Source organism: Arthrobacter ramosus, from assembly GCF_039535095.1.
In the GTDB taxonomy this organism is placed as follows: domain Bacteria; phylum Actinomycetota; class Actinomycetes; order Actinomycetales; family Micrococcaceae; genus Arthrobacter; species Arthrobacter ramosus.
The window spans coordinates 3557325-3570058 of the sequence record NZ_BAAAWN010000001.1; the positions used below are offsets into that span (position 1 = coordinate 3557325).

Consider the following 12734-nt stretch of genomic DNA (forward strand, 5'->3'; position numbering starts at 1 on the left):
TCAGAGCATTCCCAGAGCGGCCAGCAGTCCCTGATTCACCAGAGTCATCGTCTGCGGGGAGAAGGACGAGACGACGCCGAGGACTTCATCATCGTAGATGTTCTCAATGTCGTCGCAGACCACGTACCCGTTCATGGCCTCCGTCTCGTTGAGCTTGACGATAGAGGGAATCGCTGGTTTATGTGACGTGGTCAGACGGGCGGCCAGTACTGAACCCAACTGGGCGTTACGCCTGTTGTTGGAGACAACAACGAAGAGCTTGGGCTCATCCAACCCCACCTCCGCACGAATGACCTGCCCCCGCAGATACGTAGGGCTCATGCTTCGTCAGCCCAGTGCGGACGACGACGGCGAGAGACGCTCTTGCGCTCGGCAAGATCCTGTTCCTGGGCAATGGCGGCATAACCATCTGCCTCGATCTGTTCGCGGACGGAACGCACTCCGGCTTCCCACACGGCATGCATTACGGCAGCCTCACTGCTGGATTCCGCCAGCTGCTCACCGGCAAGTTCCCCGAGCGCCGAACGATGGGCAGGGGACGTCTTCAGGAGCTCCAGGTTCTTAAGGTCCTGTGCCGTGAGTGAGAAGTTCTTCCGAGTCGGACGTTCGAGAGTAGCCATGCATCAATAATTGCATCACCTTGTGGATTGCGCAATGAAGCAAAAGAACGCTTCATTCAGCGATGCGATCGGTGCGGTTTCCGGAGTCAACGGAAGCCGGGGCAGACCCGAACTCAAAGATGAGACTGTCGGCACCCACTGACACTTCTTCGTGGCAAACCCGGCCCATCACGAGACCCAGGTACCTGACACGCGCCGAGTCAAGGTTTGGACGGTCAACGTCGATCACTCCGTGATGCAACAAGGTAATGCATTAGGGCGCAGAATCGATGTCCTCAAGCGTCCTAGCACGACCGTCAAAAGCACGAAAAATGCCTAGGTCACGGGCGAGACGGGTTCAGTCGCCTGTAATCTCGGGACCTATCGGTCACGTGGCACCAGTGGCACGCGGCATAGCCGATAGAGAGAAAAACGGGAACATCGCGGGCCGCCGCGAACGCAAAGGCCTCATCGCCGAACGGCCGCCAGTGCACCGGATTGTTCGCATGCTGGCGGAGATAGGCGGACGGTTCCAAGCCGAGGGCGTTGGATGCCCCCGGCCATTACCGGGTGGTGCCCGGGTCAGCGGGCTGCGGAGCCGGCATCGCCGTCGGACTCTTCAACGCCCGGCTTGCCCGAGACGACGCCGCCGGTCCTATCGCTGTCAGTCTCAGCGCCGTCAGTCTCAGCGCCGTCGGTCTCGCCGACAAGGGCTTCCTCAACCTGGGCGCGATAGCGGACCCGCCGGATCCGGCGGACCATGTCAACGATCAGAAAGGTCGTGAGCACCACGATGAAGGCAGTCAGGACGAAACCCCAGGTCCCCGGGGTCACCTGGTCTTCCGACAAGCCGGGACGCAGCGACGGGGTCGGGGTTGGCGACGGGGTCGTGGCCAGGGCGATGAGAAAGTGGTGCACGGTTCAAACCTTCTATGGGAGTTTCCAGCCGGTTGGCGACTTCTACGCTTGATAGAAATCGCCGGCGATCCTATCTTAGCCCTGCGAACAGGTCCTTTTCCGGCAGTTCGGCCGGGATGCGGGAGTCGACCAGGGTGTAGTCCTCCCACGGCCAGGCCCTGCGCTGCATGTCCGGGGATACCGCGAAGAAGAAGCCGAGCGGATCAATCTGCGTCCGGTGCGCCCTGAGTGCGTCGTCACGGGCCTCGAAGTAGTCACCGCAATCCACTTGCGTGGTGGTCTGGTGCATCGGCCTCGGCGGAGTATGGCCTTCCGCATCGGCTTCGAGCCAGGAAGCCAGGCGTTCGGCATAAGGCGATTGCAGGCCCGCCTCTTCGAGTGCGAAATGCAAGGCACGGAAACGGTCGGGGCTGAAGGCGCGGTCGTAGTACAGCTTGCTCGGTGCCCAGCTTTCGCCTGTCCCCGGGTAGCGCTCCGGGTCACCGGCAGCGTGGAAAGCTTCAACGGCAACCTTGTGGGCCATGATGTGGTCCGGGTGCGGGTAGCCGCCGTTTTCGTCGTAGCTCACTATGACGTGCGGCTTGAAGTCGCGGACCAGGCGGACGAGCGGTGCCGCCGCCCGCTCAAGGGGCTGAAGCGCAAAGCAGCCGCTAGGCAGGGGTGGCAACGGATCGCCGTCGGGCAGTCCGGAATCTACGAATCCCAGCCACCGCTGCTTGATTCCCAGGACCGCGGCAGCTTGCTTCATTTCCAAGCGGCGCGCGCCTGCCATGTCCCGCTTCGGGTGCGGAGCCGACTCCATGGCCGGGTTCTGGATGTCCCCGCGGGAACCGTCAGTGCACGTAGCCACCATGACCTCCACGCCGGAAGCCGCATACATCGCCATGGTTGCCGCGCCCTTGCTTGACTCGTCGTCCGGGTGTGCGTGGACGGTGAGCAGCCGGAGCTGCGTGTCGGGGCTGGTGGATGTGCTCATCCGGTACGGTTCCTCTTTCCGGGTAATGCTGTTCTGGGCTTGCTGATGGCTGTGAACTGATCAGGCATTTCTAACGCGTGCGACTCCGCTGTGTGCGGGGAGGCGCCGGAAGCCCACTAAACTGGGTGGGTGACTTCGGAAGACCCATCGGGCACGGCGCTGCCGGCAACTACCAGCCTAGCCAATCGCTACGGCAGCCAAAAGCGCGCCTTCGGAGGGAAAACCAAACGGAACATCGTCATTGCCGTCCTCCTTGTGGCCATCGGGTTCTTGTTTTGGGTCACCACGTCTTCCTCGCAGTCGTCTGTGTCCTTCAAGGACATCGGCTACAGCGCCACCGACGCCACCCAGCTGTCGGTCGATTTCCAGGTCACCAAGAACCCCGATGCCGCGGCAAAATGCGCGGTCAAAGCCTTGGACTCCAAATTCGCTGTGGTCGGCTGGAAAGTCGTCGAGATCGGCCCGAATGCCCCCAAAGCCGGCGCCGACGGCGGCCAGACAACCGCCCAAAGAACCATCCTTCGCACCGAGTCCGAGGCCGTGTCCGCCGTCGTGGACAACTGCTGGATAGTCGACAGCAACAAATAGCAAAGGTGTGACCCGCGACTCAGTGAGCTTGGGTTTGTCCACAGGATTGACTACACTGGATCAATACCTTAACCCCGCTGAGTTGGTTGCTGAGTTCCACGAGTGGCCTGCACCGGCGGGGTCTTTGCTTGTCAGATCCATAAGGAGAAGTCCGTGTCGACCACCAACAGCGCGCCTGCAGCTTGGCTTACCCAGGACGCATTTGACCGCCTGAAGGCAGAGCTGGACCACCTTTCCGGCCCCGGCCGTGCGGAGATCGTGCAGAAGATCGAAGCCGCCCGTCAGGAAGGCGACCTCAAGGAAAACGGCGGTTACCACGCCGCGAAGGAAGAGCAGGGCAAGATCGAGGCCCGCATCCGCCAGCTGACCGCGCTCCTGCGCGATGCCCAGGTCGGCGAAGCTCCGGCCGACGACGGAATCGTCGAGCAGGGCATGCTCGTCGTCGCTCGTATCGCCGGTGACGAAGAGACCTTCCTGCTCGGATCCCGCGAAATCGCCGGCGATTCCGATCTCAACGTCTTCAGTGAGAAGTCTCCGCTGGGCGTGGCGATCATGGGCCACAAGGAAGGCGACAAGATCAGCTACGTCGCCCCCAATGGCAAGGAAATTCCGGTGGAGATTGTTTCCGCCAAGCCGTTCGCTGGCTGATAGTTCCGCGAAACAACGACGCCGGCCCACCCCTTTGCGGGGCGGGCCGGCGTTTCTGTTCCCCAAGTAACTCGCATTTGTTGTCGTTTAGAGGCCTCTTAACGACAACAACTGCGAGTCAGTTGGGCCGGGCTACGGCGTTAGTTGGGCTGGGCTACGGCGCGGGGACGCGGGCGCAGCAGCACTGCGGCCACCACTCCCCCGACGGCCCCGCCAAGGTGCGCCTGCCAGGAGACGATCCCCATCACCATGGGCAGCAAGCCGAACAAGATGCTGCCATACGCCAGGAAAAGCACCACGGACAGCAGGATTTGCCACCAGCTGCGGTTGAAGAAGCCGCGCACCAGCAGGAACGCGAAGAGCCCGAAAACCAAGCCCGAAGCGCCCACTGTCACCCCTCCCCCGCCAATGAGCCACACCGCAAGGCCTGAGCCTAGCCAGCTAAACGCAAGAGCCGTCAGGAACACCCGGAGACCGGACAGGAACACCAGGAATCCGAAGATTACCAACGGCAGCGCATTGGACAGGAGATGGCCGAAATTGGCATGGAGCAAGGGGAACGTCAGGATGTCGAAAACCCCGTCCACGCTCCGCGGCCGCAGCCCGGAGATGACGTTGAGGCTGTGCGACATCAGGGTGTTGACCAGTTCGATCACAGCCAACAGCGCCACGAAGCCACCCATGAACAGCAATCCGCCCCTGGCGCGCACGGCCAGTGAATCCTTGGCCGGTATCCGCCCGTCCCCGTTGCCGTGAAGCGCCATGGTCAGAAGCCCGTCAGTGCACCACGATCGGGTGGAAGCCCTCGGCGCGAAGGGCTGCCAGGACCTGCTCACTGTGCTCGTGGCCTTTGGTTTCCAGGTTGACGGTGATGGAGACGTCGCCCATGCTGATCGCGCCGCCCACCCGGGTGTGGTCCAAGCCGGTCACATTGGCATCGTTTTCGGCGATGATGCGGGCGATCGTGGCCAAGGAACCAGGCCGGTCATCCAGCATCATGCGCACGGTCATGTACCGTCCCGCCGCCGAGAGGCCGCGCTGGATCACCTTGAGCATCAGCATGGGGTCGATGTTGCCGCCGGAAAGGATGACGGCGGTGGTCCCCGGGTTTTCGATCTTGCCGTCCATGAGGGCCGCGACGCCGACAGCACCGGCCGGCTCGACCACCATCTTGGCGCGCTCCAGCAGGAAGATGAGCGCCCGTGCCAAGGAGTCTTCGCTCACGGTCACGACGTCGTCCACGAGTTCGCGGATGATGCTGAACGGCAGCTGGCCGGGGCGCCCGACGGCGATGCCATCCGCCATGGTGGAAACCTTCTTGAGCGGCACCAAGGCATCGGCGGCGAGCGACGGCGGGTAGGCGGCCGCGTTCTCAGCCTGTACGCCGATGATCCGGATCTCCCGGCCCAGTTCCCTGGCCCTTGCCTTGACGGCCACTGCGACGCCGGCGAGCAGGCCGCCGCCGCCAACTCCCATGAGGATGGTGTCGACGTTGGGGACTTGATCCAGGATTTCGAGCCCGACGGTGCCCTGGCCCGCCACGACGTCGACGTTGTCGAAGGGGTGGACAAAGACGGCACCTGTTTCGTCCGCGTAGCGCTGCGCCTCGGCCAGGGCCTCATCGACGTTGTGTCCGTGCAGGACAACTTCGGCGCCGTGGCTGCGGGTCGCAGCAAGCTTCGGAAGCGCTACACCGAGCGGCATGTAGATCCGCGCCTTGATTCCCAGGCTTTTCGCCGCCACCGCAACGCCTTGTGCATGGTTGCCTGCCGAAGCCGCGACCACGCCGCGCTTCTTTTCCTCGGGAGACAGGCGCGCCATGCGCACGTAGGCACCACGGACCTTGAAGGAACCTGCCCGCTGGAGGTTCTCGCATTTGAAGAAGACCTCTCCGCCTACCATCGCTCCGAGAGCCCGCGAGGACTCGATGGGGGTCTTGGTAATAATGCCCTCGAGCAGCTCCCGCGCCTTAAGGACATCGTCCAGGGTGACGGGCAGGGTATCGAGGGTATTCACGGGTTAGTCTCCTTTGTTGGTGTGCTCTGCGGCATCCTTGGGGAATGTCCGTTCCGCAGCCGCGTGCTGACCTGCGGCACCTTCGCCGCTGTTGGACCGTGCGCCCGCATTGGTGCCGGGACGGCGGATCTCCTTGATGGTGGGTTCCTCATCGGAGTCCGGTGGTGCAATCCCTGCGCCGGCGTACGCCGTCATCAGTCCTTCATCATGTTCCCACGTCCGCGCTGCAATATAGCGAACCGCCGTATTTGCTACGGCGAGGAGCGGGACGGCAAAGAGCGCTCCCGGGATTCCGGCCAGGTAGGAACCGCCTGCGACCGACAAGATCACGGCGACAGGGTGCAACGATACTGCTTTGCCCATGATGAGCGGCTGGAGGATATGGCTTTCGAGCTGTTGCACGAACAGCACGATGACCAGCATGACGAGCGCGTTGACGGGACCATTGGCCACCAAGGCCAGGAGCACGGCGATGGCTCCCGTCACGAGGGCACCGACCACAGGGATGAATGAACCGATGAACACCAGGACACCCAGCGGCAGGGCGAGGGGAACCTGGATAATCGCTGCGCCGACGCCGATCCCCACAGCGTCCACGAACGCGACGAACATCTGGATGCGCACGTAGCTGACCATGGACGACCAACCGCGCCGGCCGGCGCCGTCGGCCGCCGCGCGTGCAGTCCTGGGCAGGAGCCCGACGATGAACCGCCAGATCCTGGATCCCTCCAGAAGGAAGAAGATCAGGATGAAGAGGGCCAGGACCATGCCCGCGGCAAAATGCCCGGCGGTACTACCGAACGACAGGGCACCACTGAGGATGCTGCTGCTGTTGTTCTGCAGGGCCGAGGCGGCGCTCTGGATGTAAGTGTCGATCTGGTCCGCAGTGAGATGCAGCGGTCCGTCAGCGAGCCACGCCTGGATTTGCTGGACGCCAGTAAGCGCTTCCTGCCACAGCTCGCCGAATCCCACAGCGAGCTGCCTGCCCACCAACGCCAGGGCTCCCGCAATGACCCCGAGGAACCCCACCACCGTGATGGCAACGGCCGCCCCATGCGGCATCCTGAGCTTCCTGAGCCACCCCGTGACCGGATAGAGCAAGCCGGCAAGAAGGGAGGCGACCATGAGCGAGATGATCAGGAAGCTGACCTTCCCCAACAGCCAAATAAGGGCTCCAACGACCACCAATATGAGGCCCACCCGCCAGGCCCAGGCGGCAGCGATCCGCACTCCATACGGGATGTCCTGCGCAATGTGATGCTCGGACACCGGCCTGGGCACGGTCGAAACGGGGTCACTTGATGGCGTGGCGTCCTGGGCTGGCGTCATTCACCCATAATTCCGCAGGGAGTGCCGGATGGGAAACGCATCTACAGCGCGCCCACGATTCCCCACCTCATGGTGAAGGTCTCCCCTGGTTCAAGCCACCGGAGGCCCTTCCCCGAGTTGAAGGCGTTCGCCGGACCGGTCATGGGCTCGATCGCAACGGCCTTCGAGCGGCCCGGAAAAGTATCCGTGACGAAAACGTGGACGTAGGCGCAGTTTTCGTCCTGCTCCAGGGAGACGCTCCGGCCATCCGGCGCCGACAGCGTCTGGCGGGCGATCCCGCCGTCGAACTCCAGATCCGTGAACGCCACATCGACATCCAGGCCGCCCACGCTCCGGCCGCCGCCAAAATCAAAATCACCGTCGACGGCCACCGAACTCCGCGGAATCAGCCGCTCGTCGGCCACGAGCCGCGTGCCTGCGTGGACAGTCAGGACCATCTCCTCCGGCGGAACGTCCCCCACGCGCAAGTATGGGTGCGCCCCAAGCACGAAGGGCGCGGGTGCCGCCGAATCATTGATGAAGCTCTGGGAGACCCGCAGTGCGAGCCCGGCGTCGATCTCGTAACGTACCTGGTGCCGGGCCAGGAAGGGGTAGCCATGCTGCGGGAAGATCACGGCTTCGAGGGTCACGGAGAATTGGTCTTCCGCAACGAGGGCGTAGGACGAGTTGCGCAAGAGCCCGTGGCTCGCGTTGTTGCGGGACACCTCCGTGATGTCCAGTTGCTGCTTCTTGCCGTCGAGATACCAGATCCCGTCCTCGATCCGGTTTGCCCACGGAGCCAGGGTAATTCCGGTAGCGCCGGGCGGAAGTTGCCCGTCGCCGTAGCTCTCGGTGAGCTGGACGCGGTCGCGGCTGAACAGCCGCAAACCTGCGGCGAGCTCGGTGACCACGGCGAGTGCGTCGCCGCGGCGGATCTCGAATTGGCGTCCGCTGGCAAAGCGTCGGGATACAGTCTCTTCGCCCGGCGCGGAAAACGGTGTTGTGGGAGGCATGGCACCACCGTACTGCATCCCGCGTGTTGCTTGATTCCATCGCCAATGTTCAATTTTGTTAGTTATTTTGCCTTTTTGAGCACTCTGTGACACCATAAATCCATGACTCGCCTTACCAGCACACGTCTCGCCGATGGCCGGGAGCTGATCTATTTCGACGACGCCGGCTCGCCGGAGCGCGATCCCGGCTCGCTGACGGATCACCGTGAGCTGCCGCCCCGGGCTGATCCGGGCGAGCTGCGCTACGACGCGCTGAGCGGCGAATGGGTCGCCGTCGCGGCACACCGCCAAGGCCGCACCCATCTGCCGCCCGCGGACCAATGCCCGATCTGCCCGACCACGCCCGCGAACCCGTCGGAAATTCCCGCGCCGGACTACGACGTCGTGGTTTTCGAGAACCGTTTCCCCTCACTGGGCCCGGCGGTCGGGACGATTCCAGGCACCCCTGCTTGGGGAACGGCAGGCCCCGCCTACGGCCGCTGCGAAGTTGTCTCGTTCACCCCCAGCCACACCGGATCCTTTGCCGAGCTTGGCGAAACCAGGGCGCGCACGGTCATTGAGGCGTGGGCGCACAGGACCGAGGCGCTTAGCGCGCTCCCTGGAATCCAGCAGGTGTTTCCGTTCGAAAACCGGGGTGCGGACATTGGGGTAACGCTCCACCACCCGCACGGACAGATCTATGCCTACCCCTACGTCACCCCGCGGGCGGCAAGCCTTGGCGCCGCTGCCAGCCGGCACTTCGACAACTCCAAGGGCCGGGAATCGCTGACGTCCTCGATCCTCAAGGCCGAACGGCAGGACGGGAGCCGGATGGTACTCGAAGGCGAGCACTTCAGTGCCTACGTGCCGTTCGCCGCCCGCTGGCCGCTGGAGGTGCACCTGGTCCCGCATCGCCAAGTTCCCGACCTCGCTGCCTTGAGCGGCGAAGAACGTGACGAACTGGCCCATGTCTACCTTGAGTTGCTCAAGCGCATGGACGCCTTGTATCCAACTCCGACGCCGTACATTTCCGCGTGGCACCAGGCACCCCTCGATGCTGCCTTGAGGCCGTCCGGCCACCTGCACCTGCAACTCACCTCCCCGCGCCGTGCCGCCGACAAGCTCAAGTACCTTGCCGGTTCCGAGGCGGCCATGGGAGCCTTCATCAACGACACCACGCCCGAATCCGTGGCAGAACGGCTGCGCGCCGTCGCCAGCCATTCGCAGCGCGCTATTCCCGAAGGGGCACCAGCATGACCTCCACTCCCGACGCCCCCGCCGTGAGCGCCCTGTCCGGGCTTTTCGAGTCGACCTTCGGTTCAGCCCCCGACGGCGTATGGCAGGCACCGGGACGCGTTAACCTGATCGGCGAGCATACCGATTACAACGAGGGTTTCGTGTTGCCTTTCGCGATCGACAAGACCGCGAAGGTTGCAGTCCGGATCCGCCATGATTCACGCGTCCGGCTGCTGTCCACCTTCGGCGAGCAGGGCCTCGTCGAAGCCGACGTGGACATGTTGGTTCCGGAAGCGGCCAAGGGCTGGACGAAGTATCCGCTCGGCGTGGCCTGGGCCTTGCAACAGCGCGGCATCCTTGTCCCGGGCTTCGATCTCCTCATGGATTCGGATGTCCCCCTTGGCGCGGGACTGTCCTCCTCGCACGCCATCGAATGCGCAGTCATCTCGGCCCTCAACGAGCTGACTGGCGCGGGACTCGGCGCCGAAGACATGGTCCTCGCAACGCAGAGGGCCGAAAACGACTTCGTGGGCGCCCCCACCGGAATCATGGACCAGTCAGCGTCACTTCGCGGGTCAAAGGGCCATGCAGTCTTCCTGGACTGCCGCGACCAGAGCGTACAGCTCGTCCCCTTCGACGCCCAGGAAGCCGGGCTCGTGCTGCTGGTCATCGACACCAAGGTCTCGCATTCGCATGCGGACGGCGGCTATGCCTCCCGTAGGGTTTCCTGCGAATTGGGCGCCCAGGTACTGGGAGTCCCGGCCCTTCGCGACGTTGGCATCGGCGATCTGGAGGAAGCCAGCGGCCTCCTGGACAGCACGACTTTCCGACGCGTGCGGCACATCGTCACGGAGAACGACCGCGTGTTGCAGACCGTGGAACGGCTCACGACGGACGGACCCGCCCACATCGGCAGGCTCCTGGATGCGAGCCATGCGTCCATGCGCGATGACTTCGAGATCTCGTGCCCGGAACTCGATCTCGCGGTGGAAACCTCCCGCGCCCACGGCGCCATCGGTGCCCGGATGACAGGAGGCGGTTTCGGCGGCTCAGCTATCGCCCTCACCCCGGTGGGCCATGAGCAGGACGTGCGCGACGCCGTCGTACGCGCCTTCGCGGCGGCCGGTTTCACGACGCCGGACATCTTCACCGTGACTCCGGCCGCCGGGGCCACACGCCTCGCCTGACTCCAGTCCGTTCGCCGCCTTCGGCGAGCGGGCCCCGGCGTAAGCTGGGGGCATGACTGAGGCCGTCATCGTTTCCACCGCCAGAAGCCCCATTGGACGGGCCTTCAAGGGGTCCCTCAAGGACGAACGTCCTGACGACCTCGCGGCGGCGATGGTGACTGCTGCGCTGGCAAAAATTCCGGCATTCGATCCGGGAGCACTCGATGGCCGTGGCCTCGATGACCTCTACCTTGGCTGCGCCGAGCCCAGTGGCGAAGCCGGTTCGAACATGGCCCGGGTTGTGACCGTCCTGGCAGGCCAGGACAATGTCCCCGCGGCCACGATCAACCGCTTCTGCGCCTCGAGCCTGCAGACCCTGCGGATGGCGTTCCACGCGATCAGCTCCGGGGAAGGCCATGCCTTCGTCTCGGCGGGGGTTGAGTCGGTGTCCCGTTACCAGAGCTGGGTCGGGGCAGGGGAAACGGACACCAGCCTGCATAACCCCCTGTTTGAAGCGGCGCGTGCCCGCACGGCGGCCCGGGCCGCGTCCAACACGCCGTGGACGGATCCCCGCATGGGCGGACGGATGCCGGACGTCTACATCGCGATGGGACAGACAGCCGAGAACGTCGCCACGAGCCACGGAATCAGCCGGGCGGAGCAGGATCTGTGGGCGGTCCGGAGCCAGAACCGCGCCGAGGCGGCCATTGCCTCCGGTTTCTACGCCCGGGAGATCACGCCGTACACCCGCAAGGACGGCACCGTGGTGGAGCGCGACGATTCACCCCGTGCCGGCGTCACCCTTGAAGCCGTCAGCGCCTTGGAGCCGGTCTTCCGCAAGGAAGGGACCGTGACCGCGGGGAATGCATGCCCGCTCAACGATGGCGCCGCCGCCGTCGTGGTCATGAGCGATTTCAGGGCCCGGGAGCTTGGCCTCGAACCGCTGGCACGCATCGTCTCCACAGGCGTCAGCGCACTTTCCCCGGAGCTCATGGGCATGGGACCCGTGGAATCGTCCCGCCGGGCCCTGGCCTTGGCGGGGCTGAGCATGGCAGACATTGACCTCGTGGAACTCAACGAAGCCTTCGCCGTCCAGGTGGTGGCGAGCGCCCGCGAGCTAGGCATCGATCCCGAGAAGCTCAACGTTCATGGCGGCGCCATCGCCCTTGGCCACCCGTTTGGCATGACAGGCGCCCGAATGACCACCACCTTGCTCAATGGCCTCCGCGAACGGGATGGCACCCTGGGACTGGCGACCCTCTGCGTCGGTGGCGGACAGGGCATGGCGGTGGTCTTCGAACGGCTGTCGTAAGCCGCTCGAAGACCTCCCCGCGTTAGTCGTCGCCGCGCAGGATCGCCAGCAGGCGGATGATCTCCACGTAGAGCCACACGAGTGTGACGGTCAGGCCGAAAGCGGCCGTCCAGGAGTATTTCTCCGGAGCACCCTGCCGGACACCCTGTTCGATGCTCGTGAAGTCCATGACGAGGGAGAACGCGGCCAGGCCGATAGCCAGGATGCCGATGAAAACGCCCAACGGGATGCCGAAGATGTGCACGCTGCTGCTCAGGCCGAACGGCGACTGGACGGCGCCGGTCCACACCAGGACCATGTTGATGACTGCGAAGACGAGGTAGCCGAGCGTGGCGATCATGAAGAAGCGAATTGCCTTGGGTGTGGCGCGCACCTTGCCGCTCTTGAAGAGAGCCAACGTTACGCCGAAGACGGCAAGGGTGCCGATGACTGCCTGCAGGCCAACGCCCGGGAACATGCCATCCAGGAGGCGGGTCAGGCCTCCGAGGAACAAGCCCTCAAGGCCGGCGTAAGTCAGGATCAGTGCCGGGGACGGCTGCTTCTTGAAGGAGTTGACCATGCCCAGGGCGAAGCCGCCCAACGCGCCGACAATCATGAGGAGACTTGCCGTGCCGGGAGCCACGAACAACGTGACGGCTGCGCCAAGCAACAGCACCGCAAGGCAGGCCGCCGTCTTGACGATGACGTCGTCGAAAGTCATACGGCCGGTCTCGGCCGGACCGGCTGCGGGCTGGTTGTACATCTGCTGCAGCTGATCGCTGGTCATCTGCGGCTGTGCCGCCCAGGCGGGCTGGCCGTACTGGGGCTGGCCGTACTGGGGCTGGCCGTACTGGTTCTGGCCGTGGGAGTAGCTGGGAACAGGCGGAGCCTGTGTGGCTCCACGGAAATTCTTTCCGTTGAAGATCGGGTTGCCGCCGAGTGCCATGGTGGGTGTCCTTCTTGCCGTGGGTGCGAAGTGATAGTTCACGCTACCAA

At 64.3% G+C, this 12734-nt stretch carries 14 protein-coding genes and 1 pseudogene; 5 read left to right on the plus strand and 10 right to left on the minus strand.

Translation table 11 applies throughout. The features are described 5' to 3' along the window. From ABD742_RS16385 to mca, 5 genes and pseudogenes are all read right to left on the minus strand, one after another. On the minus strand, positions 1–321 hold the full coding sequence (locus ABD742_RS16385; protein WP_234751324.1) for a type II toxin-antitoxin system PemK/MazF family toxin: 321 nt from the start codon (positions 319–321) through the stop codon (positions 1–3). Then, a complete protein-coding gene (locus ABD742_RS16390; protein ID WP_234751323.1) occupies positions 318–620 on the minus strand; it encodes a hypothetical protein in 303 nt (100 codons plus the stop codon). The genes ABD742_RS16385 and ABD742_RS16390 overlap by 4 nt, the downstream gene beginning before the upstream one ends. A 368-nt stretch (positions 621–988) precedes the next feature. Beyond that, positions 989–1135 (minus strand): annotated as a pseudogene (locus tag ABD742_RS16395) (DUF255 domain-containing protein); the annotation flags it as partial. A gap of 46 nt (positions 1136–1181) precedes the next feature. Further along, complete coding sequence (locus ABD742_RS16400) at positions 1182–1517, minus strand: hypothetical protein (RefSeq protein ID WP_234751322.1); 336 nt, start codon at positions 1515–1517, stop codon at positions 1182–1184. Positions 1518–1587: 70 nt separating this feature from the next. After that, positions 1588–2493 (minus strand): mycothiol conjugate amidase Mca, encoded by a 906-nt coding sequence (gene mca / locus ABD742_RS16405; protein WP_234751321.1) that lies wholly within the window; start codon positions 2491–2493, stop codon positions 1588–1590. 129 nt (positions 2494–2622) lie between these two features. Here mca and ABD742_RS16410 point away from each other — a divergent pair, with 129 nt between their 5' ends. Both ABD742_RS16410 and greA read left to right on the plus strand, forming a co-directional pair. Further along, positions 2623–3081 (plus strand): DUF4307 domain-containing protein, encoded by a 459-nt coding sequence (locus ABD742_RS16410; protein WP_234751320.1) that lies wholly within the window; start codon positions 2623–2625, stop codon positions 3079–3081. A 153-nt stretch (positions 3082–3234) separates the two neighbouring features. Next, positions 3235–3729, plus strand: coding sequence for a transcription elongation factor GreA (gene greA / locus ABD742_RS16415; RefSeq protein ID WP_234751319.1), 495 nt, complete (start codon positions 3235–3237; stop codon positions 3727–3729). 140 nt (positions 3730–3869) lie between these two features. On the opposite strand, the gene ABD742_RS16420 is transcribed toward greA, so the two are convergent. The 4 genes from ABD742_RS16420 to ABD742_RS16435 are packed head-to-tail and all read right to left on the minus strand — an operon-like array spanning position 3870 to position 8066. Then, positions 3870–4493 carry a rhomboid family intramembrane serine protease gene (locus ABD742_RS16420; protein WP_234751317.1) on the minus strand — a complete coding sequence of 208 codons (624 nt, stop codon included), beginning with the start codon at positions 4491–4493 and terminating at the stop codon, positions 3870–3872. Between the two features lie 13 nt (positions 4494–4506). After that, a complete protein-coding gene (gene ilvA / locus ABD742_RS16425; RefSeq protein ID WP_234751316.1) occupies positions 4507–5745 on the minus strand; it encodes a threonine ammonia-lyase in 1239 nt (412 codons plus the stop codon). 3 nt (positions 5746–5748) lie between these two features. After that, positions 5749–7074: an AI-2E family transporter gene (locus tag ABD742_RS16430; RefSeq protein ID WP_234751315.1), complete on the minus strand. Its 1326-nt coding sequence runs from the start codon at positions 7072–7074 to the stop codon at positions 5749–5751. 41 nt (positions 7075–7115) lie between these two features. After that, positions 7116–8066, minus strand: a complete 951-nt coding sequence (locus ABD742_RS16435) for an aldose 1-epimerase family protein (RefSeq protein WP_234751314.1) — start codon at positions 8064–8066, stop codon at positions 7116–7118. A gap of 102 nt (positions 8067–8168) precedes the next feature. Between ABD742_RS16435 and galT the strand changes: the two genes are divergently transcribed. The 3 genes from galT to ABD742_RS16450 are packed head-to-tail and all read left to right on the plus strand — an operon-like array spanning position 8169 to position 11759. Continuing rightward, positions 8169–9302: a galactose-1-phosphate uridylyltransferase gene (gene galT, locus ABD742_RS16440; RefSeq protein ID WP_234751313.1), complete on the plus strand. Its 1134-nt coding sequence runs from the start codon at positions 8169–8171 to the stop codon at positions 9300–9302. Beyond that, entirely contained in the window at positions 9299–10468 is a 1170-nt protein-coding gene (gene galK, locus ABD742_RS16445; protein ID WP_234751312.1) for a galactokinase, read from the plus strand. Before galT ends, galK begins: the two co-directional genes overlap by 4 nt. Before the next feature lie 52 nt (positions 10469–10520). Continuing rightward, positions 10521–11759: an acetyl-CoA C-acetyltransferase gene (locus ABD742_RS16450; protein ID WP_234751311.1), complete on the plus strand. Its 1239-nt coding sequence runs from the start codon at positions 10521–10523 to the stop codon at positions 11757–11759. A 22-nt stretch (positions 11760–11781) separates the two neighbouring features. Here the strand turns inward: ABD742_RS16450 and ABD742_RS16455 are convergent, their stop codons facing one another. Continuing rightward, positions 11782–12684, minus strand: coding sequence for a Bax inhibitor-1/YccA family protein (locus ABD742_RS16455; protein WP_234751310.1), 903 nt, complete (start codon positions 12682–12684; stop codon positions 11782–11784). Positions 12685–12734: the final 50 nt, after the last annotated feature.

What these genes read in the sequence shown, in the direction of transcription:
- ABD742_RS16385 (WP_234751324.1), bottom strand. Translation starts at nt 321, where the DNA reads ATGAGCCCTACGTATCTGCGGGGGCAGGTCATTCGTGCGGAGGTGGGG.
- ABD742_RS16390 (WP_234751323.1), bottom strand. Translation starts at nt 620, where the DNA reads ATGGCTACTCTCGAACGTCCGACTCGGAAGAACTTCTCACTCACGGCA.
- mca (WP_234751321.1), bottom strand. Translation starts at nt 2,493, where the DNA reads ATGAGCACATCCACCAGCCCCGACACGCAGCTCCGGCTGCTCACCGTC.
- ABD742_RS16420 (WP_234751317.1), bottom strand. Translation starts at nt 4,493, where the DNA reads ATGGCGCTTCACGGCAACGGGGACGGGCGGATACCGGCCAAGGATTCA.
- ABD742_RS16430 (WP_234751315.1), bottom strand. Translation starts at nt 7,074, where the DNA reads ATGACGCCAGCCCAGGACGCCACGCCATCAAGTGACCCCGTTTCGACC.
- ABD742_RS16435 (WP_234751314.1), bottom strand. Translation starts at nt 8,066, where the DNA reads ATGCCTCCCACAACACCGTTTTCCGCGCCGGGCGAAGAGACTGTATCC.
- galT (WP_234751313.1), top strand. Translation starts at nt 8,169, where the DNA reads ATGACTCGCCTTACCAGCACACGTCTCGCCGATGGCCGGGAGCTGATC.
- galK (WP_234751312.1), top strand. Translation starts at nt 9,299, where the DNA reads ATGACCTCCACTCCCGACGCCCCCGCCGTGAGCGCCCTGTCCGGGCTT.
- ABD742_RS16450 (WP_234751311.1), top strand. Translation starts at nt 10,521, where the DNA reads ATGACTGAGGCCGTCATCGTTTCCACCGCCAGAAGCCCCATTGGACGG.
- ABD742_RS16455 (WP_234751310.1), bottom strand. Translation starts at nt 12,684, where the DNA reads ATGGCACTCGGCGGCAACCCGATCTTCAACGGAAAGAATTTCCGTGGA.